Below are 22,183 nucleotides of genomic sequence, written 5' to 3'. Positions count from 1 at the left end.
GGCATGCCGCGCTGCGCAGGCGACGAAGGAGCGCGCCGGGCGGCGGGAGGAAGAGAGGACGAGGGTCATGGTCGTTGCGCGGGAGCAGGCAGCGCCGCGGTGCCGGCGGCGCGGCTGAGTTGTCGTTCGTTGTCCGAGGGGCGGCGGAGCCGGTCGAGCAGCACATAGACCACGGGCGTGGTCAGCAGCGTGAGCAACTGGCTGGCGATGAGACCGCCGATGATGGCGACGCCCAGGGGCTGGCGCAGCTCCGACCCCTGCCCGAAGCCGATGGCGAGCGGCAGCGCACCCAGCGCGGCGGCCAGCGTGGTCATCAGGATCGGGCGAAGGCGCAGCATACAGGCCTCGCGCACCGCGTCGGTGGCCGAGAGGCCCCGCGCGCGCTCGGCCTCCAGCGCGAAGTCGATGATGAGGATGGCGTTCTTCTTCACGATGCCGATGAGCAGGAACACGCCGATGAGCGCGATGATGGTGAACTGCATGTTGAACAGCAGCAGCGCCAGCACCGCGCCCACGCCGGCCGAAGGCAGCGTGGTCAGCACCGTGACCGGATGGATCAGGCTCTCGTAGAGCACGCCGAGCACGATGTAGATCACCACGATCGCCGCCAGGATGAGGAAGAGCTGCTGCCCCTGCGTCTGCTGGAAGCTGCGCGCCGTGCCCTGGAAGCTGCCGCGCACGTTGGTGGGCATGGCGATGTCGGCCTCGGCCTGCTCGATGATCTGCCGCGCCTGTCCCAGCGAGGTGTTGCCGTCCAGGTTGAACGAGATGGTGGTCGCCAGCTCCGCGTCCTGGTGGTTGATCGAGGTGGGCGCCGCGCGCTCCACCACCTTCGCGATGGCGCTGAGCGGCACCATGCTCTCGGCGGTGTTGGCCAGCACCTGCCCCGTCGATGCGCCGCGCTGGCCGGGGTTGGCGGAGGTGCCGGCCGCATTGGTGGGGTTGGCCGCGACGAAGATGTCCGAGAGCGCCGGGGGGCCGCGCGTGTATTCCGGCGCCCATTCCATGATCACCGAATACTGGTTCAGCTCCCCGTAGATCGTGGCGACGGACCGCTGCCCGAAAGCGTTGTAGAGCGCCGCATCGACGGCGGACGCGCTCACGCCCAGCCGCGCCGCACTGTCGCGGTCCACCTGCACGTAGGTCTCCGAGCCGTTGTCGGCCTGGTCGGTGTCCACGTCGGTCAGCAGCTCTTCCTGCTTGAGCCGGTCGGCCAGGCGACGCGCCCACAGGCGCATGTCGGCCATGTTGTCGCTCTTGAGCGTGTACTGGTAGGTCGAGTTGCTGGAGCGCCCGCCCATGCGCAGATCCTGCACGGGGCTCAGGAACACCTGCAGGCCCGTGATGCGCGCGAGCTGCGGGCGCAGCCGTGCCACGGCGGCCATGCTGGGCTCGCTGCGCTCCGACACGGGCTTGAGGTTCACGAACATGAAGCCGCCGCCCGCGCGCCCGCCGCCGGAGAAGCCCACCACGGTGTCCACCGCCGGGTCCTGGCGGATGATCTCCAGCGCCTGCCGCAGCTTGCCCGACAGCGCCTCCGACGAGATGCTCTGGTCCGCGCGCAGGCCGCCCGCGAGCTGGCCGTTGTCCTGCTGCGGGAAAAAGCCCTTCGGGATATGGCTGAAGAGGTAGACGTTGAGGCCGATGACGGCCACCAGCACGAGCATGACGAGCAGCTTGCTCGCCAGCGCCCAGTCGAGCGCATGGCCGTAGCCGCGCAGCACGGCGGCCTGGCCCTGCTCGGCCCACCGGGCGAGCCGCCCTGGCGCACGGGGAGGCCCGCCGCGCAGGCGCGCCTCTTCGCGTTCGGAACGCAGCAGCCACGCGCACATCATGGGCGTGGTGGTGAGCGAGATCACCAGCGAAATCATCACGGCCACCGACAGCGTGATGGCGAATTCGCGGAACAGGCGCCCCACCTGCCCGTCCATGAACAGCAGCGGAATGAACACCGCCACCAGCGACAGGCTGATGGAGAGCACCGTGAAGCCGACCTCTCGCGCGCCCTGCAGCGCCGCTGCCATGCGGTCCATGCCGTCCTCGATGTGGCGGCTGGTGTTCTCCAGCACCACGATGGCATCGTCGACCACGAAACCCGTGGCGACGGTGAGCGCCATGAGGCTCAGGTTGTTGAGGCTGAACCCCAGCAGGTACATGATGCCGAAGGTGCCCAGCAGCGACACCACGGTGGCCACGGCCGGGATCACGGTGGCGCGCGCCTTGCGCAGGAAAAGGCCCACCACCAGCACCACCAGCGCGATCGAGGCCATCAGCGTGAACTCGATCTCGCGCAGCGAAGCCCGGATCGAATTGGTGCTGTCGGAGGCCACGGCGATGCGGATGTCCGGCGGCAATTGCGCCTGCAGGGCGGGCAGCAGCGCGCGCACGCCGTCCACCGTCTCGATGATGTTGGCCCCCGGCTGCCGCGTGATGAGCACGATGATCGCCGGCTCGGCATTGAAGAGCCCGAGCGTGCGCGTGTTCTCGACCCCGTCGATGACCTTGGCCACGTCGCCCAGGCGCACGGGCGCGCCGTTGCGCCAGGCGATCACCAGGTCGGCGTAGTCGGCCGCGCGCCGCGACGGCGAAGGCGTGTAGATCTGCAGCCGGCGCCCGTCCTGCTCGATGGCGCCCTTGGGTCGGTTCGCGTTGGAGGCCTGGATCGCGGCGCGCACGTCCTCGGTGCCGATGCCGTAGCGGTTGAGCGCGAACGGCAGCAGCTCCACCCGCACGGCGGGCAGCGAGCCGCCGCCGATCTCCACGTCGCCCACGCCGTCCACCTGCGAGATGCGCTGGCTCACCACGTTGGAGACGGCGTCGTAGATCTCGCCCGGCGTGCGCGACTTGGAGGTGAGCGCCAGGATGATGACCGGCGCATCGGCCGGGTTCATCTTGCGGTAGGTGGGGTTGCTGCGCAGCGTGGCCGGCAGGTCGGCGCGTGCGGCGTTGATGGCCGCCTGCACCTCGCGGGCCGCGCTGTCGATCTTGCGATTCAGGTCGAACTGCAGGTTGATGCGGGCGGAGCCGTTGGAACTGCTGGACGTGATCTCGTTCAGGCCTGCGATCACGCCCAGGCGCCGCTCCAGCGGCGTGGCCACGCTGGTGGCCATGGTTTCCGGACTGGCGCCGGGCAGGCTGGCCGAAACGGAGATCGCCGGGTAGTCCACCTGCGGCAGCGGCGCCACCGGCAGCATGAAGAACGCGCCGATGCCCGCCAGCGCCACGCCGATGGTCAGCAGCACCGTGGCCACCGGCCGCTCGACGAAGGGGCGCGACAGGTTCACGGCCGGCCCTCCGCGGCGGATGCCGGCACCTCGGGCGCCGCGGCGGTGCCGCGCCCCGTCCAGCGGCGGCCCACGCGGTCGAAGGCCAGGTAGATCACCGGCGTGGTGAAGAGCGTGAGCAACTGGCTCAGCACCAGCCCGCCGAAGATCGCCAGGCCCAGCGGGCGCCGCAACTCGGCGCCCTCGCCCCAGCCCAGCATCAGCGGCAGCGCGGCGAACAGCGCGGCCAGCGTGGTCATGAGGATGGGCCGGAACCGCAGCAGCGCCGCCTGGTGGATGGCCTCGTGCGGCGCCAGGCCCTGGTTGCGCTCGGCATCGATGGCGAAGTCGATCATCATGATCGCGTTCTTCTTCACGATGCCGATCAGCAGGATGATCCCGATGATGCCGATCACCCCCAGGTCGTTGCCCGTGACCATGAGGGCGAGCAGCGCCCCCACGCCCGCGGAGGGCAGCGTCGAGAGGATGGTGAGCGGATGCACGTAGCTCTCGTAGAGCACGCCCAGCACGATGTACACGCACACCATCGCCGCCAGGATCAGCCACAGCTGGCTGGTAAGCGACTTCTCGTAGGCCCCCGCCGCGCCCTGGAACTGCAGGGAGAGGCTAGCGGGCATGCCGATCTCCTGCGCGGCCGCGCGGATGGCATCCACCGCCCCGCCGAGCGACGTACCCTCGGCCTTGTCGAAGCCCAGCGTGGCGGCCGGGTACTGCGCCACGCGCGTGACCTGCAGCGGCGCGGGCTGCTCGCGGATCGTCGCCAGCGCCGAAAGCGGCGTGGGCGTGCCCCCGCCGGTGCGCAACTGCAGCGTGCCCAGCGCCTCGGGGCTCGCGAGCCCTTCCTGCTGCGCCTCGAGGATCACGCGGTACTGGTTGGTCTCGGTGAAGATGGTGGAGACGATGCGCTGGCCGAAGGCGCTGTAGAGCGTGTCGTCCACCGAACTTGCGGTGACCGACAGGCGCGAGGCCGTGGCCCGGTCGATATCGACGAAGGCCGAGAGGCCCTGCGCCCCCGCATCGGTGGTGGCGTTGCGCACCTGCGGCACGGTGCGCAGGCGCTCCACGAGCTTGTTCGTCCAGGCGTTCACCTCGGCGGAATCGACCCCGCCGATGGTGGCGCGGTATTCCGTGGGGCCCGTCTCCGCGTCGATGGTCAGGTCCTGCGTGGGCTGCAGGTACAGCGTCACGCCCGCCACCCCTTGAACGCGCTCGCGCAGCCGCTGCATCACGGCCTCCTGGCCGTCTCGCCCATCCTTCAGGTTGATGAGCATGCGGCCGGAATTCAGCATGGTGTTGTTGGCGCCGTCCACGCCCACGAACGAGCTGAGCGAGGCGACGTCGGGGTCCTGCAGGATGGCGCGCGCCGCGGACTGCTGCAGCTCGCTCATGCGCGCGAACGACACGTCCTGCGCGGCGATCACGCGCGCCTGCAGCTGGCCCGTGTCCTGCGTGGGGAACAAGCCCTTGGGGATGAGCACGTACAGCAGCGCTGTGAGCGCCAGCGTGAGCAGGGCCACCAGCAGCGTGGCGCCCTGGTGGCGCAGCACCCACTGCAGCCAGCCGTCGTAGCGCACCACCACGCGGTCGAAGCCGCGCTGGATGGCCCCGCCCACGCCGCGCGGCGGCGTGTCGGGCACGGCCCGCAGCCAGCGCGCCGCCATCATGGGCACCAGCGTGAGCGAGACCACGGCCGAAATCAGGATGGTGAGCGCCAGCGTCACCGCGAACTCGCGGAACAGCCGGCCCACCACGTCGCTCATGAACAGCAGCGGAATCAGCACCGCGATGAGCGATACGGTGAGCGAGATGATGGTGAAGCCGATCTGCGTGGCCCCCTTGAGCGCGGCCTGGAACGGCGGCTCGCCCTCCTCGATGTAGCGCGCGATGTTCTCGATCATCACGATGGCATCGTCCACCACGAACCCCGTGGCGATGGTGAGCGCCATCAGGCTCAGGTTGTTCAGGCTGTAGCCCAGCAGGTACATCACGCCGCAGGTGCCGATGAGCGAGATCGGCACCGCCAGGCTGGCGATCACCGTGGCGCGCAGGCTGTGCAGGAAGAAGAAGATCACCAGCACCACCATCAGCACGGCCAGCACCAGTTCCATCTCCACGTGGTGCACCGATGCGCGGATGCCGGTGGTGCGGTCCGAGAGCACCTGCACGTCCAGGCTGGCCGGCAGCCCGGCCTGCAGCTCGGGCAACTGGCGCTGGATGCTGTCCACCGTGGAGATGACGTTCGCGCCCGGCTGGCGCTGCACGTTCAGGATGATGGCAGAGGTCAATGAGGCCCCCACGCTCCCGGCTTCGCCTGGTTCGCTGCCCCCCGAGGGGGCGCTCGCCGCCTTGGGGCGGCCCGGCTGCGGCTCGGTGGCCCCCACGCTCCCGGCTTCGCCTGGTTCGCTGCCCCCCGGGGGGGCGTTCGCCGCCTTGGGGCGGCCCTGCAGCGGCTCGGTGGCGCGCACGCCGGCCCAGGCGCGCAGGCGGTCGTTCTCGGCGCCGTTCACCACGCGTGCCACGTCGATCATGCGCACCGGCGCGCCGTTCTTCCACGACACGATGAGGTTGCGGTAATCGTCGACCGTGAGGAGCTGGTCGTTGGCGTTGATGGTGTAGGCGCGTTGCGGGCCGTCGAAACTGCCCTTGGCGCTGTTGGCGTTGGCCGAAGTGATGGCCGTGCGCAGCGTGTCGAGCCCGATGCCGTAGGAGGCCAGCGCCTTGGTGTCGGCCTGGATGCGCACCGCCGGCCGCTGGCCGCCCGCGAGCGTGACGAGGCCCACGCCCGGCACCTGGCTGATCTTCTGCGCCAGCCGCGTGTTGACGAGGTTCTGCACCTCGGTGAGCGGCAGCGTGTCCGAGCTGATCGCCAGCGTGAGCACCGGCGCGTCGGCCGGGTTCACCTTGGCGTAGACGGGCGGCGCCGGCAGGTCGGTGGGCAGCAGCGAGGTGCCCGCGTTGATGGCGGCCTGCACTTCCTGCTCGGCCACGTCCAGGGCCAGGCCCAGGTCGAACTGCAGCGTGACGATGGAGACGCCGGCGGCGCTGGTGGAGGCCATGCGGGCCAGCCCCGGCATCTGCCCGAACTGCCGCTCCAGCGGCGCGGTGACATTGCGGCTCATGACCTCCGGGCTCGCGCCCGGGTAGAGCGTCTGGACCTGGATGGTCGGGTAGTCCACCTGCGGCAGGGCCGACAGGGGCAGGAAGCGGAAACCCACCAGCCCCGCCAGCACGATGGCCAGCATGAGGAGCGCAGTGGCGACGGGCCGCTCGATGAAGGGACGCGACGGGCTCATGGGCGGACGGCGCGGCGGATCACGGTTGCCCGGCGCCACGCGCGCCGGATGCAGGCGCCGTGCCCGGCCCGGCCGGAGCGGAAGCCGCCCCCTCGGCGGCAGGCCGCGGGCCGTGGCGCCGGCCGCCTTCGCCCTCGCCCCCCGCGGGCCACGACGCACCGGACGCGCGCTGGCGCCGCCCCGGCGCGCCGGCCGCACCGCTGGCGCCGCCGCGCGGACCGCTGGCGCCCTGCGCCGGCCCCTGCAGTTGCACGCGGGCGCCATCGCGCAGGCGGTCGCCGCCCTCGGTCACCACGCGGTCGCCGGCCTGCAGTCCGTCGGTGATCGCGATCCACTCCACCGTGGCCTGGCCGCGGCGCACCTTGCGCATCGTCACCGTGCGGTCTTCGTTGATCACGTAGACGAAATCCCCGTTGGCGCCCGTGCGCACCGCCGTCACGGGCACCACCAGCGCCGGCACCTCGCGCAGCTGCAGCCGCACGTTGACGAACTGGTTGGGAAAGAGCCTGCCGTCCGCGTTCTCGAAACGCGCCTTGCCCTTGACCGTGCCGGTGGTGGTGTCCACCAGGTTGTCCAGCGTGGAGAACCGTCCCCGGGCCAGCTCGGTGGTGCGCGTGCGGTCGCTCGCGGCCACCGCCAGGCCGGCGGCCGCAGCGGCATCGGCGGCGCCCTGCACGTCGGCCACGCGGTCCTGCGGGATGGAGAACTGCACGTCGATGGGTGCCGTCTGCGTGATGGTGGCGATGCCCGCGGTGTCGCCCGTGGTCACGTAGTTGCCGGCGTCCACCGTGCGCAGGCCGATGCGGCCGCTCGATGGCGCGGTGACGCGCGTGTAGTCGAGGTTCAGGCGCGCGGTGCGCTCCTGGGCCCGGTCGGTCATCACCGTGCCTTCTAGCTGCTTGACCAGCGCGGCCTGGGTGTCCACGTCCTGCCGCGCGATGGAATCCTGCGACAGCAGCGTGCGGTAGCGCTCCAGCGTGATGCGCGCGTTCTCCAGTTGCGCCTCGTCGCGGCGGCGCGTGCCTTCGGCCTGCATCAGCGCCTGCTCATAGGGCCGCGGGTCGATCTGCGCCAGCACCTGGCCCTTGCGCACCGTCTGCCCTTCCGTGAACAGCACCTGGGTGAGCACCCCCGCGACCTGGGGCCGCAGCGTGACCGTCGCCACGGAGGTCACCGTTCCCAGCGCATCCAGCGTGACCGGCAGGCTGGCCATGCGCGCCGTGGCTTCCCCCACGGTCACCTGGGCGCGGCCGCCGCCGCCACCTCCCGGGCCGGGACCGGCAGGCCCTGCGGGTCCGCCCGGGCCGCCCACCGCCGGGAACCCCGCCCCGCCCACGGGGGCCTTGGAGCGCTGCACCAGCCACCACGCCCCACCGCACAGCAGGGCCACCACCAGCAGCGCCACCGCGGACCCCAGCCACCGGGCGCGCCGCCCGGGGCGCCGCGCGGCCCCTTCGGGGTAGGCGGTGGGGGCGGCGGGCGGAGCGGCGTTCGGATCGTGTGGACTCATGGTGTCGGGCAAGGCGGAATCATTCGGAAGGGACACGTCCCGGCGCACGGGTGATGGCCATGCGGTGCGGGCGCTCCATCGTAGAAGCTCAAAGTTAGCGGTTTTTCCAATGCCGTGCGAAGAAACGTAAATCCCCTACATCCGTGCCGCCCCCTCCGTTGGCGGCGCGGTGCGCGCAACTCGCGGCGCCCGGGCGGCATCCCGTCGCCCGGCGCTGGTCCGGGCGGCGGCAGAGCCTGACAGTGCGCTCCAGGCCGGCGCACCGCCCCGGCCCGCCCACCCGCCATCCCCCTTGCCGGAGACCCGCCATGCCCTTCGAACCGCACACTTCCTCCTGCCCCGGACACCTTCACGGGCAGGAACGCCTGGCCCATCGCCGCGTGCGTGCCAAGCTGGGCTGGCTGCTGCACGCCAGCGTCTATGTCTGCGTGAACCTGGGCCTGGCCGCGCTGGCGGCATGGCAGGGGCGGCACTGGGCGGTGTTTCCCGCGCTCGGGTGGGGCATCGGCCTGCTGGCGCACGGCATCGCAGTCGCGCTGGGCGGCCGCGGCGCCGGCCTGTACCAGCACCTGCTGGAACGCGAGCGCGCCGCGCTGGTCCGCCTGGGCCGGCCCTGACCGCCACGCCGCCGGGCGCACAATTGCGTCGCCCCGCCGGTTCTCCCTGCGCACCGCACCGCCACACGCCATGCAGCACTTCCAATTGCGCCTGTTCCTACGCCACGGCCTGGTCATCGCCGCCTTCAGCACGGCGATCGCCGGGCTGCAGGTGGCCTATGGCCGGGGTCCCTGGCACGTGCAGCTCGTGTATTCGCTCGGCATCGGCATGAGCAGCTGGCTGCTGATCGACCTGGGCCGGATCTGGCTGGCGCGCAACAGCCCCATCCCCTGGCCGCTGGGATGGCGCGGCTGGGCGCTGGTGGCCGTGGGCGGCTCCATCGGCTTCCATGCCGGCTCGGCCATCGGCGACGCCTATGCCCGCGCCGTGCTGCCCGGCTTCGCGCCCACGGGGGCCTCGGCCGGGCCCAGCTCGGCCATGGTCACCACCGTGCTCGCCTGCCTGGCGATCTCGTTCTTCTTCTATGCGCAGGGCAAGGCGCGGTACCTGGAAGGCCGTATCGCCGAGGCCCAGCGCGACGCGGCCGAGGCCCGGCTCAAGCTGCTGCAGAGCCAGCTCGAACCGCACATGATGTTCAACACGCTGGCCAACCTGCGCGTGCTCATCGCCACCGACCCGCAGCGCGCCCAGGCCATGCTGGACCACTTCATCGCCTACCTGCGCGCCACCCTCGGCGCCTCGCGCACGGCCCTGCACCCCCTGGCCGACGAGTTCGCGCTGCTGCGCGACTACCTGGAAATCATGGCCGTGCGCATGGGCCCCCGCCTCGCCTACACGCTCGACCTGCCCGAGGCACTGCGCGGCCTGCCCGTGCCGCCGCTGCTGCTGCAGCCGCTCGTGGAGAACGCCATCCGCCACGGGCTCGAGCCGCAGGTCCAGGGCGGCCGCATCGCGGTGTCGGCCCGCCTGCACGCTGGCGCGCCTGCCTGCCTGCACCTGGCCGTGCTCGACACGGGCGCGGGCCTGTCGCCCGCGTCCGCCCTCTCCCCGGCGGTACAGCAGGGCGCGCAGGCCGAGCCCGCCGGCACGCGCTTCGGGCTCGCCCAGGTGCGGGAACGGCTCGCCACGCTGGGCGGCGCCGCTGCCGCGCTGGAACTGGGCCCCGGCGAGGCCGGCGGTACGCGCGCGCTCGTCATCCTTCCACTGCCCACGCCCGCGCCCCAGGCCGCGGTCGAACCGCCATGCCCCCTCCAAGCGCCCTGATCGCCGAAGACGAACCCCTGCTCGCCGAGGCGCTGCGCCAGGAACTGGCCCGCGCCTGGCCCGAACTGCGGATCGCCGCCACCGTGGGCGACGGCCACGGCGCCGTGCAGCGGGCGCTGGAGCTGCGCCCGGACGTGCTGTGGTTCGACATCCGCATGCCCGGCCAGACCGGCCTCGAAGCCGCGCTGGAGCTGGCCGATGCCTGGCCGCTGGACGAGGCGCCCTTCCCCGCGCTGGTCTTCGTCACCGCTTACGACCAGTACGCCGTGCAGGCGTTCGAAGCCCAGGCTCTGGACTACCTACTCAAGCCCGTGGAAGGCCCGCGCCTGCGCAAGACCGTGCAGAAGGTACAGGCCGCGCTCGCGGGCCGCGACCGTGCGCAGGCCCCGGTACCCGCACCCCACGCCGAGGCCCAGTTGCAGACCCTGCTGGAGCGGCTGCGCGGGCTGGCTCCGCCGCTCCCCCCGGAGAACGCGCCGCCGGCGGCCGCCCCGCTCACCGTCATCCAGGCCAGCAGTGGCGCGCGCATCCACTTCGTACCGGTGGCGGACGTGCTGGTGTTCGAAGCGGCCGACAAATACGTGCGCGTGCTCACCGCCGCGCAGGAATACCTGATCCGCACGCCGCTCAAGGAACTGGCCGCGCAGCTGGAACCCGAGGTGTTCTGGCAGATCCACCGCGGCACGCTGGTGCGCGCGACGGGCATCGAATCGGTGGAGCGCGACGAATCCGGCCGGCTGCACCTGCGGCTGCGCGACCGTGCGGACCGCCTGCCCGTCAGCCGGCTGCACGCGCACCGCTTCAAGGCGATGTGAGCTGCGCGCCACCGGTGCGGCCGCGCGGCAGTCCGGGCGGCGGCTTACCGGTTGGCCGCCAGCAGCAGCCCGCCCGCACCCATGAAGAAGCCGCCCGTGGCCTTGTTGAGCCGCACCACGCCGCGCTGCGACCGGATCACGCGGCGGATCTGCCGGCCGCAGGAGGCGTAGACGGCCGTGGAGACGAACTCGGCCAGCAGGTACACCGAACCCAGCACCAGGAACTGGCGCGCGGCCGGCTGCGCCGGATCGATGAACTGCGGAAACACCGCCGCGAACAGGATGATCGCCTTGGGGTTGGTGATGCCCAGCAGGAACTCCTGCGCGATGAGCGCGCGCCACTTCGGGGCGGCAGCACTGCCGGGCGCGGCCGGCGCGGCGCCCTCGCCCTCCACCAGGTCCAGCCCGCCGAACTCACGGCTGTTCCAGGCGCGCCAGCCCAGCCAGAAGAGATACGCCGCCCCCACCCACTTCACGGCCGTGAAGGCCGCCTCGGACGCCAGCAGCATCGCGCCCAGGCCCACCGCCGAAACCGTGAGGAAGATCGCGAACGAGGCCACGCGCCCGAGCGTGGCCACCATGGCGGCCCCCACGCCGGCACGGATGCCGTTGTTCAGGCCGCAGAAATTGTTGGGGCCGGGCGTGAGCGCGATGGCCACGGCGACGGGGGCGAACAGCAGGGCGTCCATGGTGCGGGTTCCTGGAAAGAAAAGGGTCGGCGGGAAGAAAAGCCTGCCGATGTTACGGCGGCGCGCGCCGTTTGCCACGCAAGCCAAGCCGCTGCCACCAGCGCCCAGGCGCTCGCCCCGAACGCGGCCTGTTTGCCACCAGTGTCGAACGGCACTCCGCAGACGACCGGTCAGCAGCAGCCAGAACCGCCGGTACAGCCACGACCTGCCGCCGCCCGGGCGTCGCGTGGCGCGGGGAGCAACGAGGCAGGTCAGTCCCCCAGCTCCACCACCTGCCCCCAGGGCACACCGCCCAGCGTGTCGTAGTGCGCCACCACCACGGCCTGCCCGTGCCCCGGACCGACCGCCGCCGCCTCCGCCGACACGCCCATGAGCACTTCGCGCAGGTAATCCACCGAGGCCCGGTCCAGCGCCGCCACCGGCTCGTCCACCAGCAGCACCTGCGCCCCGCTCGCGAAGCCCGCGGCCAGCAGCACCTTGCGGCGGGTGCCGGTGGAGAGCTGCTCCATGCGCTTGCCGGCGTGCTCGCCCAGGCCGAAACCGGCCACGTGCGCGGCCAGGGCCGGGCCGCTCCAGCGCGGCCACCGGGGGGCCTGCGCGTCCCACCACGCGGCCGGGGTCTGCTGCTCGCCGGGCAGATCGGCGCCCTCGCCCTCGCCCGCAGGGCGGTCGGCCACCAGCCGCCGCGGGTCCTTCCAGAAGACCGTGCCGGCGCCTGCCGCGGCGGTGCCGGCCTGGGGGCGCAGCTCACCCGCGATGAGCCGCAGCAGCGTGGTCTTGCCCCGGCCGTCGCCGCCGCGCAGCAGCGTGGTGCCCGGCAGGATCCGGAGGTCGAGCCCGTCGAACAGCGGCGCGCTCGCCCCCGGCGGCACGTGGCGCAGGCCGCGGCATTCCCACAGCGGGGGCGAGGGGGGCAGGGGCCGCAGGGCGTCGGGGGTGGCGTCGGTCATGGCATCGGGCAAAGAAAAGCGCAAGCGCAGGCAGCATCGGACACAGAGCGGCGTGGCCAAGTCGGCGCCGCACGGCAGGGGCAGAAGGCCGGTGCGCCCAGGGGGGCACACATTCTGTGGCAAAACCTCCGCTGCGCTGGCCGACAATGGTCCGCTCGGCTCCCATTTCCCCCACCCCCTTCTGGACAGGACGGCACATGACCCTGCGTTACCTCGATTTCGACTACAGCGAAGACGGCGAAGGCTGCGGCACCTGGGACGCGATGGCGAGCGTCGGGGCCGCCCAGTTGCAGGCGCTGCACGACGAGATCGCGGCCGTGCTGGACTGGGCCCATGCCCAGTTCGCCGAAGCGCAGGGCCCCATCGAGGACGGCGGGCTGTGGGACTACGACCTGCAGGCCGTCGAGGAAGTCTCCACCGTGCAGACGCTGCGTTTCGACCAGGGCACGCGCCGCCTGGTGGCCGAATCGGGCGTGGCCGCCGCGCCGCGCCACACCGTGACCCTGTCGTTGAGCGGCACCGAAGCCTTCTGCACCGCCTTCCGCGAGCACTTCGGCTTGGCCTGAGCACACCGCGCGGGCGGGGCCCGCATCCAGGCATCGGGATGTTTTCGGCCCCATGCCGCCGGATCCATTCAATAGTTTGCTACTTAATTAATAGCAAAACACGCCCCTGCGCCCGCCAGGGCGGCGGCGATCAGCCGCCCTCCACGACGGCCAGCACCACGGCGGATTCGTCCACCGACAGCACCACGCGCCGGCCCGCGCGCAGGCCCGAGCCGGGCGGCGCGAAGCCCACCATGCGCACGCCGGCCTCCAGCCCGGCCGAGACCTCGTCACCCGCCGCGCCGCCGCGCGACACCCGCGACGCGCGGCCGGGCCAGGCATTCGCGCCGGATGCGTGGCCGTCTCCGCCTGCCGCAGCAGGACCGCCACGCGCAGCGCTTTCGGTGGCCGCCGCCACCCGCACCGCCGTCGCCTTGCACAGCGCCAGCACGGGGGTGCCAGGGCGCAGCCCCAGCAGTTCGGCGCTTTCGCGCGTGATGCGGGCGGCTAGGCGGAGCCCGCGCTCCGAGGCCCGTGCGGCGGCCGCAGGCTTTTCATCGTCCCCGGCCTCCGGCTCACCCGCACCGAGCAGGCGCACACGCACCACTGGCCCGAGGGGTTCCAGCGCCTGCACGATGCAGGGCCACTGGTTGCGCATGCTCGTGCGCAGCGCCAGCCGCGCGGCGGGCGGCGCTCCCTCCCCGTGGCCTGCCGAGGCCAGCACCCCCGCGCGGGCCTGCTCCAGCGCCTGCGCAGCCTGCAGCAGCGCCGCGCCGGCAGCGGTCAGCCGCGCGCCGCCGCCGCCCGCCCCGCCCACCGCCCGCTCCACCAGCGGCACGCCGGCCAGGTTCGTGAGCGTGTCCACCGCCTGCCAGGCAGCCTTGTAGCTCACGCCCACCGCCCGCGCGGCCTGCGAGATGGAGCCCCCCGCCCCGATCTCCCGCAGGACCGCCACCCGGCGATCGGCCGGCCCGTGGGCCAGCGCCTCCGAGAACGCGATGGGCGGAGGCGTGGCAGGGGACTCTGGCAGTGGAGCGGACGGCGGGCAGGCAGGACGACTCGGGCGGGGCGTGCGGGGCATCCGCGGATGATGCCGCAGCGGCCGGCACGCCCGCCGCCACCGGGCACGCTTACACGGCGACACAAAATGTTTTCGCGCCATGGGATGCGCCACGGCCGAGTTCCTCCTAGCATCCCGCCCCAACTGAAAACCATCGATCGGGCGCCAGCGATAGCTTTTGCTACAGCGCCGCAGACAGGGCCCGGAACCCGTGTGGGGCACCGGAATGCACCCGATCGCAAGACAACGAGGGAGGGAAAACACATGAGCGGCAAACCGGCAGCGCGCCAGGGCGACTTGACCCAGAAAGGCGGGCCCATCGTCCAGGGCTCGGCCACCGTGCTGATCGGCTCGGCCGGCGGCATCGCGTGCTCGGTTTGCCCCGGCGGCATCACGGAGGGGCACCCGGTGAACCCGCTGCTGGGCGCCAAGGTGCTGCCGGGCGAAGAGGATTTCGCGCTGCCCGGCCCGCTGCCGTTCTCGCTGGTCCGTTCGTACTCCAGCCACCAGAGCCCCCGGCCGGCGCCCGTCGGCCTGCTGGGCCCCGGCTGGTGGCTGCCCGGCGAGACCAGCCTCTCGCATGCGCCCTCCGGCAGCGGCACGCCCGGCGGCGTGCTGCGCCTGCACGACGGCCGCGGGCGCTGCATCGCCTTCGAGCCGCTGGCGCCCGGCGAAATCGCCCACAGCGCCAGCGAGGGGCTCTGGCTCGTGCGGTGCGGCACGCGGCATCTGCCGGGCATCCCGGGTACGGGTGCGGGACCGGGCTCGGTCGGCCACGCCGAGCGCCTCGCCCGGCTGTGGAGCGCCCTGCCCGCCGCCGTGCGGGCCGATGCGCGCATCACCGTGGCCACCGCCTCGCCGCTGGGGCCCTGGTGGGTCTTCGCACCAGGGCGGGCATCGCCCGCGCAGGCGCCGGACGGCGACGCCACCGCCCGCCACGACGTGCTCCACGGCCTCTGCGACCGCTTCGGGCGCGTGCAGCGCCACGAACGGCATGCGGACGGTCCGTTCGCCGGCCACCTGCGGTCCGTGACCGACGGCGCCGGCCGCCGCTACACCTTCGATCTGGAGCGCGTCGCCCCGGCCGCGCCCGCGGCCCACGGCTGGGGGCCGGACGGCGGCGTGCGCCTCACGGCCGTGCGGCTGGAAGCCGACCCCTACCAGGCCCACGCAGCGCTGCCCGAGCCGCTCGCCCTGGTACGTTATGCCTACACCGACCGGGGCGAACTGGCCCGTGTGACCGACCGCACGGGCCGCACCGTGCGCCGCTTCGAATACGGCGACGCGGCGCACCCCGGCCGCATGACCGGCCACGCCCACGCCGGCCGCCCCACCACCCGCTACACCTACGACGCGCAGGGCCGCGTGGTGGCCCAGGCCACCCCGGACGGCCTGGACCTGCGCTTCGACTACACCCCGCTGCCCGCCGCCCCCCTGGCCAGCCCGCCCCGGCCCGCGCGCGCCAGCACCCTGGTCACCGACGGCCTGGGCCGCCAGCGCCGCTACGTCTTCGCCGGCGAAGCGGGCCTGGCCCGCGTGGCAGAGCGCATCGAGGCCGACGGCGCCCGGTCCACCTGGACGCACGACAGCGCCGGCCGCCTGCTGGCCCACACCGACCCGCTGGGCCGCACCGCGCGCCGCGAGATCGACGCGGCCACCGGACTCGTCGTGGGCATGACCGATGCGGCCGGGCGCACCCACCGCATCGCGCACGATGCGCTGGGCCTGCCCCTGCGCCACCTGGCCCCCGCGCCGGAAGGCCCGGCCGGCGAGCCGCTCGCCACCACCTGGGAGCACGACGCCTGGGGCCGCCTCGTGCGCCACACCGACCCGCTGGGCCGGACCACGCATTACCGCTACCCCGAGATACCGCCCAGGAGCGATACCGGTGCTGGCGCCGATCTGGATGCGGATGCGGAGCCCCTGCCACTGCACCCCGACCTGCCCATCGCCGTCACCGATGCGCGCGGCGGCACCTCCACCCTGCAGTGGAACGCCCTGGGCCTGCTCGCCTGCCGCACCGACTGCAGCGGGCGCGCCACCCGCTTCGCCTACGACGGCTGGGGCCGCACGGTCCGCGTGCAGGGCGAGGAAGGGCTGGCGCTGCGCACCACCTATGACGCCCTGGGCCGCCCTGCCGAAAGCACCGACGCGCTGGGCCGCACCACCCGCTGGCGCCACGCGCCGGACAGCGGCGACCTCATCGCCATCGACCACCCCGGCGGCCTGCGCGAGCGCTTCGCCCACGATGCCTGGGGCCGTGTCATACGCTATGAATACGATAGCAATGAATCCAATGGATCCGGCGGCATGGAGCATGAAACAGCCCTAAAACACGCCCAGCACTACCGCTACGACCCCGCGGGGCGCCTGGTGGAGCTGCACAACGAGAATGCGCGTGCCCACCGCTTCGCCTACGACGTGCGCGACCGGCTCACCGAAGAAACCGGCTTCGACGGCCGCACCACCCGCCACGCCTACGACCTGGGCGGCCAGCGCATCCGCACCGAGGACGCGCGCCACGCCATCGCCTACCAGTGGAGCGACGCGGGCCAGCTCACCGCGCGCGTCATCGTTCCAACCGCCGCCGGGGCCAACGCTCCGGACATGGCGCCGCAGGCGGGCGCCGGCAACAACGCAGATGCCTGGAACACAGAACAGGAAGGCCCGGCCCGCGCACCGGCCTGGCCCGGCACCACCGCAGGCGGCGACGCATCGTCCCTCATCGAATGGTTCGACCACGACGGCGCCGGCCGGCTCGTGGCGGCCCACCACCACACCGCCCTGCAACGCCACCGCGTGAGCGTGCACCTGCGGCGCGACCGGCTCGGCCGCATCCTGGGCGAACGCCAGGAGATGCATTCGGTCGAGGGCGCGCTGCTCTGGAGCCACGAAAGCACGCACACCCTGGACGAGGGCGGCGCCCCCGCCGGCGCCGACCTGCCCGGCCTGCCGCCGCTGCAATGGCTCACCTACGGCTCCGGCCACGTGCACGGCCTGCTGCTGGGCGGCGAGCCCCTGCTGCACATCGAGCGCGACGGCCTGCACCGGCCCGAGGCGCTGGACTTCGGCGCCAGCCAGACCCGCTGGCGCCGCGATGCGCTCTCGCGCCTGCAGGCGCTCTCCGTGCAGCGCAGCACCGAAAGCCCGGCGGACCCGGGCGCGCCCGGCCCGGCCCTCTCGTCCCTCGCGCGCCAGCACCACTACGACGGCGCGGGCCGCCTCGCGCGCATCGACACCCCGCGCGGCACCATCCACCACGCCTACGACGCGGCCGGCCGGCTGGCCGCCACCCACCTGCCCGGGCGCGAGCCGCTTCACTACCGCTACGACCCCGCCGGCAACCCCTGGATGCCCTCGCCCGGGCAGCCCCAGGGCGCGCGCGAGGACTGGGCCGGCGAGGTGCGCAGCCACTGGCACGACCCGGCCTTCGACCTGCTGCGCCAGGACGGCCCGCCCCTGCCCGGCCACGCCCACGACCGCTGGCCCGACAACCGCGTGCACGCGCACGGCCCCTGGCGCTACCACTGGGGGCCGTGTGGCAACCTGCTGGAAAAAACCCACACCGACGGCCAGCAGACCCACCGCCTGCACTGGGACCACGCCCATCGCCTCATCGCCCACGAACAGCACCACCGCGCCACCGGCGAGCGCATCCGCCGCACCCACCACTACGACGTCTTCGGCCGCCGCATCGCCAGCCGCATCGAGCGCTCATCGCCGGCAGGCCAGGCCACCACCGAGCAGCGCTGCCACGGCTGGCAGGGCGACACCTTGACCCTCACCGAACTGCGCGATCCGCGCAGGCCGCAGCACGCCCAGCGCATCCACACGCTCTACGCCCCGGGCTCCTTCGTGCCGCTGCTGCGCATCCAGACCCGCGCCGGCGCCGAGCCCCCGACCCTGGCGCAGCTGCTGGGCGCCGCCGATCCCGGCGACCGCGAACAACCCTCGCCCCTGCAAGCCCTGCAGGGGGAATTGCTCCACGGCACCGCCAGCGACCACACCCGCCGCCACCTCCAATCGATGGGCCTGGATGTGCAGCGCCTGCAGCAGCAGCTACGCGGCGAAGGCGCCGAGATCGTCCACCTGCACCTCTACCACTGCGATCACCTGGGCACCTCCGCTCGCGCTCAGGACCCGCACCGCGCTGAGCTGCATCTGAGCGCACGATCTGCCACCACCCCCAGTGACGGAAGGTGCCAAAAAATCAAGCCCGTCACCGCATCTGGTGACCATCCAGTTCGCCACCCTGGGGCAATGCGCGCGCCGGCACACCGCACAGTGCCGCCCCCCGCCCACCCTCGATTTCAATCAATCGCATAACCGGAATTTCCGCTTATGCGAGGAAGAACGTCGCGCGCCGGCCGGGGATGCGCGCTGCGGGCCGGATGGGCCCATAGTCCGGCGCAGGCAGCGTCGACACTTCCACACACCCTTTCCACAACCCTTTTTGCAGATCTCAACATGCAGCACTCTTTCGCTCTGAAATCTCTTTGGCTGGGTATTCCTGCGCTGTCCCTGGCGTTCTCGGCGGTGGCCGATGAGCCTGCGCCGCTGACGTTGCCGCTCGGTCCCGCCGTGTCGGCCTATCTGGCCAGTTCGGGCACGCAGGCCGTCTCGGGCAGCGGCACGGTGAACAACCAGGCGGGCACGGGCACCGGCACCGCCGTGCGCGATGCCGCCGTCACCGTGACGTTCGAAGGCCAGCCCGCGCTGCGCAAGAGCACGGTGATCACGCTGAACTTCACGACGAGCAGCGGTTCGTCGACGGTCGACAGCACGCTGATCAACTACTACGACGCCGGCTACACGGTCCCGCGCGGCGCGGTGATCAGCGGCCTGTATTCGGTCACGAACACCGCCACGCCGCTGCCGGCCACGGCCAAGGCGGGCGACTCGGGCTCGTGGTACACGCTGAGGGTCTACAGCGATTCCGGCAAGTGGCTGCAACTGGGCACGGCGACGGTGAACTACTCGGTCAAGGCCGATACCGATTCCACGCTGCTGCTGTCCGTCGTGACGACGGCCACGCCGGTGCTGGGCACGCCCATCGTCAACACCTCCACCTACCGCCTCGCCGCGACGGGCGCCGCGGTGCCCCTGACCGAGAGCGCGACCAGCTCCGGCACAGACCTGCAGATCACCTACGAGTGATGCCCCGGGGAGGGGCCCCTGCGGGGCGCACGGCACGCGGCCCCGGGGCACATCCCCCCTCCCTCCTTTTCCCTTTCCCCGCTGCGTCGTCGCCGTGCACCGCCAGCGGAGCAGCGCACACTCAGCCATGCATTGGGCACGGCTCATCTGTGCGGCCTGCCTGCGCGGCGCGCCCATCCGCACGCGACGGAGGGTTCCCAGGCGCGATCCCCCCGCAGCCGGGCGCGCTGCCCGACCTGCCTATACTCTGGCGCTATTCCATTAATGAATAGCGCCATGCCCTGCACTCTTCCTACCCCTTCCACGCCTTCGCCGCGGGCCCTGCGGCTGCTGCCGGGCCTGTGCCTCTGCGCCCTGTCGTCCGCCTGGGCGGGCGAGGTGCCTGTCGCCGTGGCCGCGAATTTCACCGCGCCCATGCAGAAGATCGCCGCCGCGTTCGAACAGGACACGGGCCACAAGGCGGTGCTGTCGTCCGGGGCCACGGGCAAGTTCTACGCGCAGATTCGCAACGGGGCGCCGTTCCAGGTGTTCCTGGCGGCCGACGATACGACGCCCGAACGCGTGGAGCGCGAGGGGCTGGCCGTGGCGGGCTCGCGTTTCACCTATGCGGTGGGCCAACTGGTGCTGTGGAGCCCGCGCGAGAACTATGTGGACGGCCAGGGCCAGGTACTGCGCACGGGCGATTTCACGCACCTCTCGGTCGCCAACCCCAAGCTCGCGCCCTACGGGCTGGCTGCCGTGCAGACCCTGGAAAAGCTGGGCCTGGCCGATGCGCTCAAGCCGCGCCTGGTGACGGGCGAGAACATCGCGCAGGCCTACCAGTTCGTGGCCAGCGGCAATGCGCAGCTGGGTTTCGTGGCGCTGTCGCAGGTGATGGAGGACGGGCGCATCGCCAAGGGATCGGCGTGGCAGGTGCCGGCCGCGATGCACGAGCCGATCCGCCAGGATGCCGTGCTGCTGGCCACGGGCAAGGACAACGCGGCCGCCACGGCGCTGATGCAGTACCTGCGCGGCGACAAGGCGCGCGCGATCATCCGCAGCTACGGCTACGGGTTCTGACGCGCCGGGCATGCCTTTCTCGGCGGACGACCTCGCGGCCATCGGCCTCACGCTGCGGCTCGCGGGGCTGACCACGCTGCTGTTGCTGGTGCTGTGCACGCCGCTGGCCTGGTGGCTGGCGCGCACGCCCTCGCGCTGGCGCGGGCCGGTGTCGGCCGTGGTGGCGCTGCCGCTGGTGCTGCCGCCGACGGTGATCGGCTTCTACCTGCTGCTGCTGATGGGCCCGCACGGCGCAGTGGGGCGCTTCATGCAGTCGCTGGGCCTCGCCACGCTGCCGTTCACGTTCGGCGGGCTGCTGGTGGGGTCGCTGGTGTATTCGCTGCCGTTCGCGGTGCAGCCGCTGCAGCGCGCCTTCGAGTCGGTGGGCGAGCGGCCGCTGGAGGTGGCCGCGCTGCTGGGCGCGGGGCCGCTGGACCGGTTCTTCACCGTGGCGCTGCCGATGGCGCGGCCGGGCTTTCTCACCGCCGGGGTGCTGAGCTTCGCGCACACCGTGGGCGAGTTCGGCGTGGTGCTCATGCTGGGCGGCAACATCCCGGGCGTGACGCGCGTGGTGTCGGTGCAGATCTACGACCATGTCGAGGCGCTCGAATACGTGCAGGCGCACTGGCTCGCGGGCACGATGGTGGTGTTTTCGTTCGCGGTGCTGCTGGCGCTGCACTGGCTGCAGCCGGCGAGGGGGCGCGCATGACGGCGCACATGACGGCCGACACGCGCGCGGACGCCGCGGCGCCGGCCATCGGCGTGCGGCTGCAGTTGCCGCGCCCCGGGCGGTTCACGCTCGACGTGGACCTGTGCCTGCCGGGCCAGGGCATCACGGCGGTGTTCGGGCCGTCCGGCTGCGGCAAGACCAGCCTGCTGCGCGCCATGGCCGGGCTGGAGCGCGGCGCGGGCCGCGTCGCCGTGCCGGGCGATGTGTGGCAGGACGACGCCCGGGGCGTGTGGCGCCCGCCGCACGAACGCGCGCTGGGCTACGTGTTCCAGGAGCCCGGCCTGTTCACGCACCTGGACGTGCGCGGCAACCTCGCCTACGGCCTGCGGCGCACGCCGGCCGCGCGGCGCCGCGTGTCCCTGGAGCAGGCGGTGGAGCTGCTGGGCATCGGCCCGCTGCTGGCGCGGCGCACCGAAGCCCTCTCCGGCGGCGAGCGCCAGCGCGTGGCGATCGCACGGGCGCTGGCGGCCAGCCCGCGCGTGCTGTTCATGGACGAGCCGCTCGCGGCGCTGGACGCCGAGCGCAAGGCCGAGGTCATGCCCTACCTGGAGCGGCTGCAGCGCGGCCTCGACATTCCCGTGCTCTACGTGAGCCACGCGCACGACGAGGTCGCGCGCCTGGCATCGCACCTCGTGCTGCTGCGCGAAGGCCGCGTGCTGGCCAGCGGCCCCATCGCGCAACTGATGGCGCGGCCCGACCTGCCGCTCGCCCACGGCGAACTGGCGGCCACGCTGGCCGAGGGCGTGGCCGAGCACCACGATGCAGCCGACCAGATCGCCACGGTGCGGCTGCCGGGCGGACAGGCGCTCTACCTGGCGGCGGAGCGCGCACTGCCGCCCGGCACCCCGGTGCGGCTGCGCGTGCAGGCGCGCGACGTCAGCATCGCGCTGGCGCCGCCGGCCGACAGCAGCGTGCTCAACGTGCTGCCGGCGCGCATCGTGGAGCTGCGCGAGGACCGCGCCGGCCAGGTGCTGGTGGTGCTGGATGCCGGCGGCACCCCGCTGCTGGCGCGCATCACGCGCCGTTCGGCCCGCCTGCTGGCGCTGGCGCCGGGGCTGGCGGTGCATGCCCAGGTGAAGGGCGTGGCGCTGCTGGGCTGAGCCGGTGCGCGGCCCGCACGGCCGGGCGGTCCGCAGGGCCGCCCCGCCCCGTACGACGGCCTGCGCGGGCCGGGGACGCCGCGCCGCGCAGGCGCACCCGACATGCTATTTATTTGATAGCAAACTATCGAATGGAATCGGCGGCATGGAGCCGAAATGACCCATGCAATGCGCACCGGCACGGCTCGACC

15 protein-coding genes are annotated in these 22,183 nt (G+C 72.7%); 9 read left to right on the top strand and 6 right to left on the bottom strand.

Features of this window, described 5'->3' with window-relative positions:
* Positions 1-65 precede the first annotated feature (65 nt).
* From BM144_RS19760 to BM144_RS19750, 3 genes are read right to left on the bottom strand one after another with little or no spacing between them, the layout of a single operon-like run.
* On the bottom strand, positions 66-3,284 hold the full coding sequence (locus tag BM144_RS19760; protein WP_092956469.1) for an efflux RND transporter permease subunit: 3,219 nt from the start codon (positions 3,282-3,284) through the stop codon (positions 66-68).
* On the bottom strand, positions 3,281-6,577 hold the full coding sequence (locus BM144_RS19755; protein ID WP_092956576.1) for an efflux RND transporter permease subunit: 3,297 nt from the start codon (positions 6,575-6,577) through the stop codon (positions 3,281-3,283). Before BM144_RS19755 ends, BM144_RS19760 begins: the two co-directional genes overlap by 4 nt.
* Before the next feature lie 19 nt (positions 6,578-6,596).
* Positions 6,597-8,087, bottom strand: coding sequence for an efflux RND transporter periplasmic adaptor subunit (locus tag BM144_RS19750; RefSeq protein ID WP_092956573.1), 1,491 nt, complete (start codon positions 8,085-8,087; stop codon positions 6,597-6,599).
* Between the two features lie 308 nt (positions 8,088-8,395).
* On the opposite strand from BM144_RS19750, the gene BM144_RS19745 reads away from it, so the two are divergent.
* From BM144_RS19745 to BM144_RS19735, 3 genes are all read left to right on the top strand, one after another.
* Entirely contained in the window at positions 8,396-8,704 is a 309-nt protein-coding gene (locus BM144_RS19745) for a 2TM domain-containing protein (RefSeq protein ID WP_092956466.1), read from the top strand.
* Positions 8,705-8,774: 70 nt separating this feature from the next.
* Positions 8,775-9,908, top strand: coding sequence for a sensor histidine kinase (locus BM144_RS19740; RefSeq protein WP_092956463.1), 1,134 nt, complete (start codon positions 8,775-8,777; stop codon positions 9,906-9,908).
* Positions 9,887-10,723 (top strand): LytR/AlgR family response regulator transcription factor, encoded by an 837-nt coding sequence (locus BM144_RS19735; RefSeq protein ID WP_092956459.1) that lies wholly within the window; start codon positions 9,887-9,889, stop codon positions 10,721-10,723. The genes BM144_RS19740 and BM144_RS19735 overlap by 22 nt, the downstream gene beginning before the upstream one ends.
* 44 nt (positions 10,724-10,767) lie before the next feature.
* Here BM144_RS19735 and BM144_RS19730 read toward each other — a convergent pair whose 3' ends face one another.
* Together BM144_RS19730 and BM144_RS19725 are read right to left on the bottom strand one after the other, a co-directional pair.
* Positions 10,768-11,412 (bottom strand): LysE family translocator, encoded by a 645-nt coding sequence (locus tag BM144_RS19730; protein WP_092956456.1) that lies wholly within the window; start codon positions 11,410-11,412, stop codon positions 10,768-10,770.
* A gap of 251 nt (positions 11,413-11,663) precedes the next feature.
* Entirely contained in the window at positions 11,664-12,362 is a 699-nt protein-coding gene (locus tag BM144_RS19725; RefSeq protein WP_092956453.1) for an ABC transporter ATP-binding protein, read from the bottom strand.
* Between the two features lie 197 nt (positions 12,363-12,559).
* Between BM144_RS19725 and BM144_RS19720 the strand changes: the two genes are divergently transcribed.
* Positions 12,560-12,928 carry a hypothetical protein gene (locus tag BM144_RS19720; RefSeq protein WP_092956450.1) on the top strand — a complete coding sequence of 123 codons (369 nt, stop codon included), beginning with the start codon at positions 12,560-12,562 and terminating at the stop codon, positions 12,926-12,928.
* Positions 12,929-13,058: 130 nt separating this feature from the next.
* Here BM144_RS19720 and BM144_RS19715 read toward each other — a convergent pair whose 3' ends face one another.
* Positions 13,059-13,988, bottom strand: a complete 930-nt coding sequence (locus BM144_RS19715; RefSeq protein WP_092956447.1) for a TOBE domain-containing protein — start codon at positions 13,986-13,988, stop codon at positions 13,059-13,061.
* A gap of 243 nt (positions 13,989-14,231) precedes the next feature.
* Between BM144_RS19715 and BM144_RS19710 the strand changes: the two genes are divergently transcribed.
* The 5 genes from BM144_RS19710 to modC all read left to right on the top strand — a co-directional run bounded on the left by BM144_RS19710 (position 14,232) and on the right by modC (position 21,992).
* Positions 14,232-18,293: a DUF6531 domain-containing protein gene (locus BM144_RS19710; RefSeq protein ID WP_245783747.1), complete on the top strand. Its 4,062-nt coding sequence runs from the start codon at positions 14,232-14,234 to the stop codon at positions 18,291-18,293.
* 141 nt (positions 18,294-18,434) lie between these two features.
* Entirely contained in the window at positions 18,435-19,124 is a 690-nt protein-coding gene (locus tag BM144_RS19705) for a hypothetical protein (RefSeq protein ID WP_092956444.1), read from the top strand.
* 276 nt (positions 19,125-19,400) lie between these two features.
* On the top strand, positions 19,401-20,183 hold the full coding sequence (modA, locus tag BM144_RS19700; RefSeq protein ID WP_092956441.1) for a molybdate ABC transporter substrate-binding protein: 783 nt from the start codon (positions 19,401-19,403) through the stop codon (positions 20,181-20,183).
* A gap of 10 nt (positions 20,184-20,193) precedes the next feature.
* A complete protein-coding gene (modB, locus tag BM144_RS19695) occupies positions 20,194-20,871 on the top strand; it encodes a molybdate ABC transporter permease subunit (RefSeq protein WP_092956438.1) in 678 nt (225 codons plus the stop codon).
* Positions 20,868-21,992: a molybdenum ABC transporter ATP-binding protein gene (gene modC / locus BM144_RS19690; RefSeq protein WP_245783746.1), complete on the top strand. Its 1,125-nt coding sequence runs from the start codon at positions 20,868-20,870 to the stop codon at positions 21,990-21,992. Before modB ends, modC begins: the two co-directional genes overlap by 4 nt.
* The last annotated feature ends 191 nt before the right edge of the window (positions 21,993-22,183 follow it).

It is taken from the genome of Paracidovorax konjaci (assembly GCF_900112675.1).
Taxonomy (GTDB): Bacteria; Pseudomonadota; Gammaproteobacteria; order Burkholderiales; family Burkholderiaceae_C; genus Paracidovorax; species Paracidovorax konjaci.
The sequence above is the reverse complement of the archived record's forward strand: the minus strand, read 5'-3'. Positions and strand labels throughout refer to the sequence as shown.

What these genes read in the sequence shown, in the direction of transcription:
- BM144_RS19710 (WP_245783747.1), top strand. Translation starts at nt 14,232, where the DNA reads ATGAGCGGCAAACCGGCAGCGCGCCAGGGCGACTTGACCCAGAAAGGC.
- BM144_RS19715 (WP_092956447.1), bottom strand. Translation starts at nt 13,988, where the DNA reads ATGCCCCGCACGCCCCGCCCGAGTCGTCCTGCCTGCCCGCCGTCCGCT.
- BM144_RS19740 (WP_092956463.1), top strand. Translation starts at nt 8,775, where the DNA reads ATGCAGCACTTCCAATTGCGCCTGTTCCTACGCCACGGCCTGGTCATC.
- modA (WP_092956441.1), top strand. Translation starts at nt 19,401, where the DNA reads ATGCCCTGCACTCTTCCTACCCCTTCCACGCCTTCGCCGCGGGCCCTG.
- modB (WP_092956438.1), top strand. Translation starts at nt 20,194, where the DNA reads ATGCCTTTCTCGGCGGACGACCTCGCGGCCATCGGCCTCACGCTGCGG.
- BM144_RS19725 (WP_092956453.1), bottom strand. Translation starts at nt 12,362, where the DNA reads ATGACCGACGCCACCCCCGACGCCCTGCGGCCCCTGCCCCCCTCGCCC.
- BM144_RS19735 (WP_092956459.1), top strand. Translation starts at nt 9,887, where the DNA reads ATGCCCCCTCCAAGCGCCCTGATCGCCGAAGACGAACCCCTGCTCGCC.
- BM144_RS19705 (WP_092956444.1), top strand. Translation starts at nt 18,435, where the DNA reads ATGCAGCACTCTTTCGCTCTGAAATCTCTTTGGCTGGGTATTCCTGCG.
- modC (WP_245783746.1), top strand. Translation starts at nt 20,868, where the DNA reads ATGACGGCGCACATGACGGCCGACACGCGCGCGGACGCCGCGGCGCCG.
- BM144_RS19755 (WP_092956576.1), bottom strand. Translation starts at nt 6,577, where the DNA reads ATGAGCCCGTCGCGTCCCTTCATCGAGCGGCCCGTCGCCACTGCGCTC.
- BM144_RS19730 (WP_092956456.1), bottom strand. Translation starts at nt 11,412, where the DNA reads ATGGACGCCCTGCTGTTCGCCCCCGTCGCCGTGGCCATCGCGCTCACG.
- BM144_RS19750 (WP_092956573.1), bottom strand. Translation starts at nt 8,087, where the DNA reads ATGAGTCCACACGATCCGAACGCCGCTCCGCCCGCCGCCCCCACCGCC.
- BM144_RS19720 (WP_092956450.1), top strand. Translation starts at nt 12,560, where the DNA reads ATGACCCTGCGTTACCTCGATTTCGACTACAGCGAAGACGGCGAAGGC.
- BM144_RS19745 (WP_092956466.1), top strand. Translation starts at nt 8,396, where the DNA reads ATGCCCTTCGAACCGCACACTTCCTCCTGCCCCGGACACCTTCACGGG.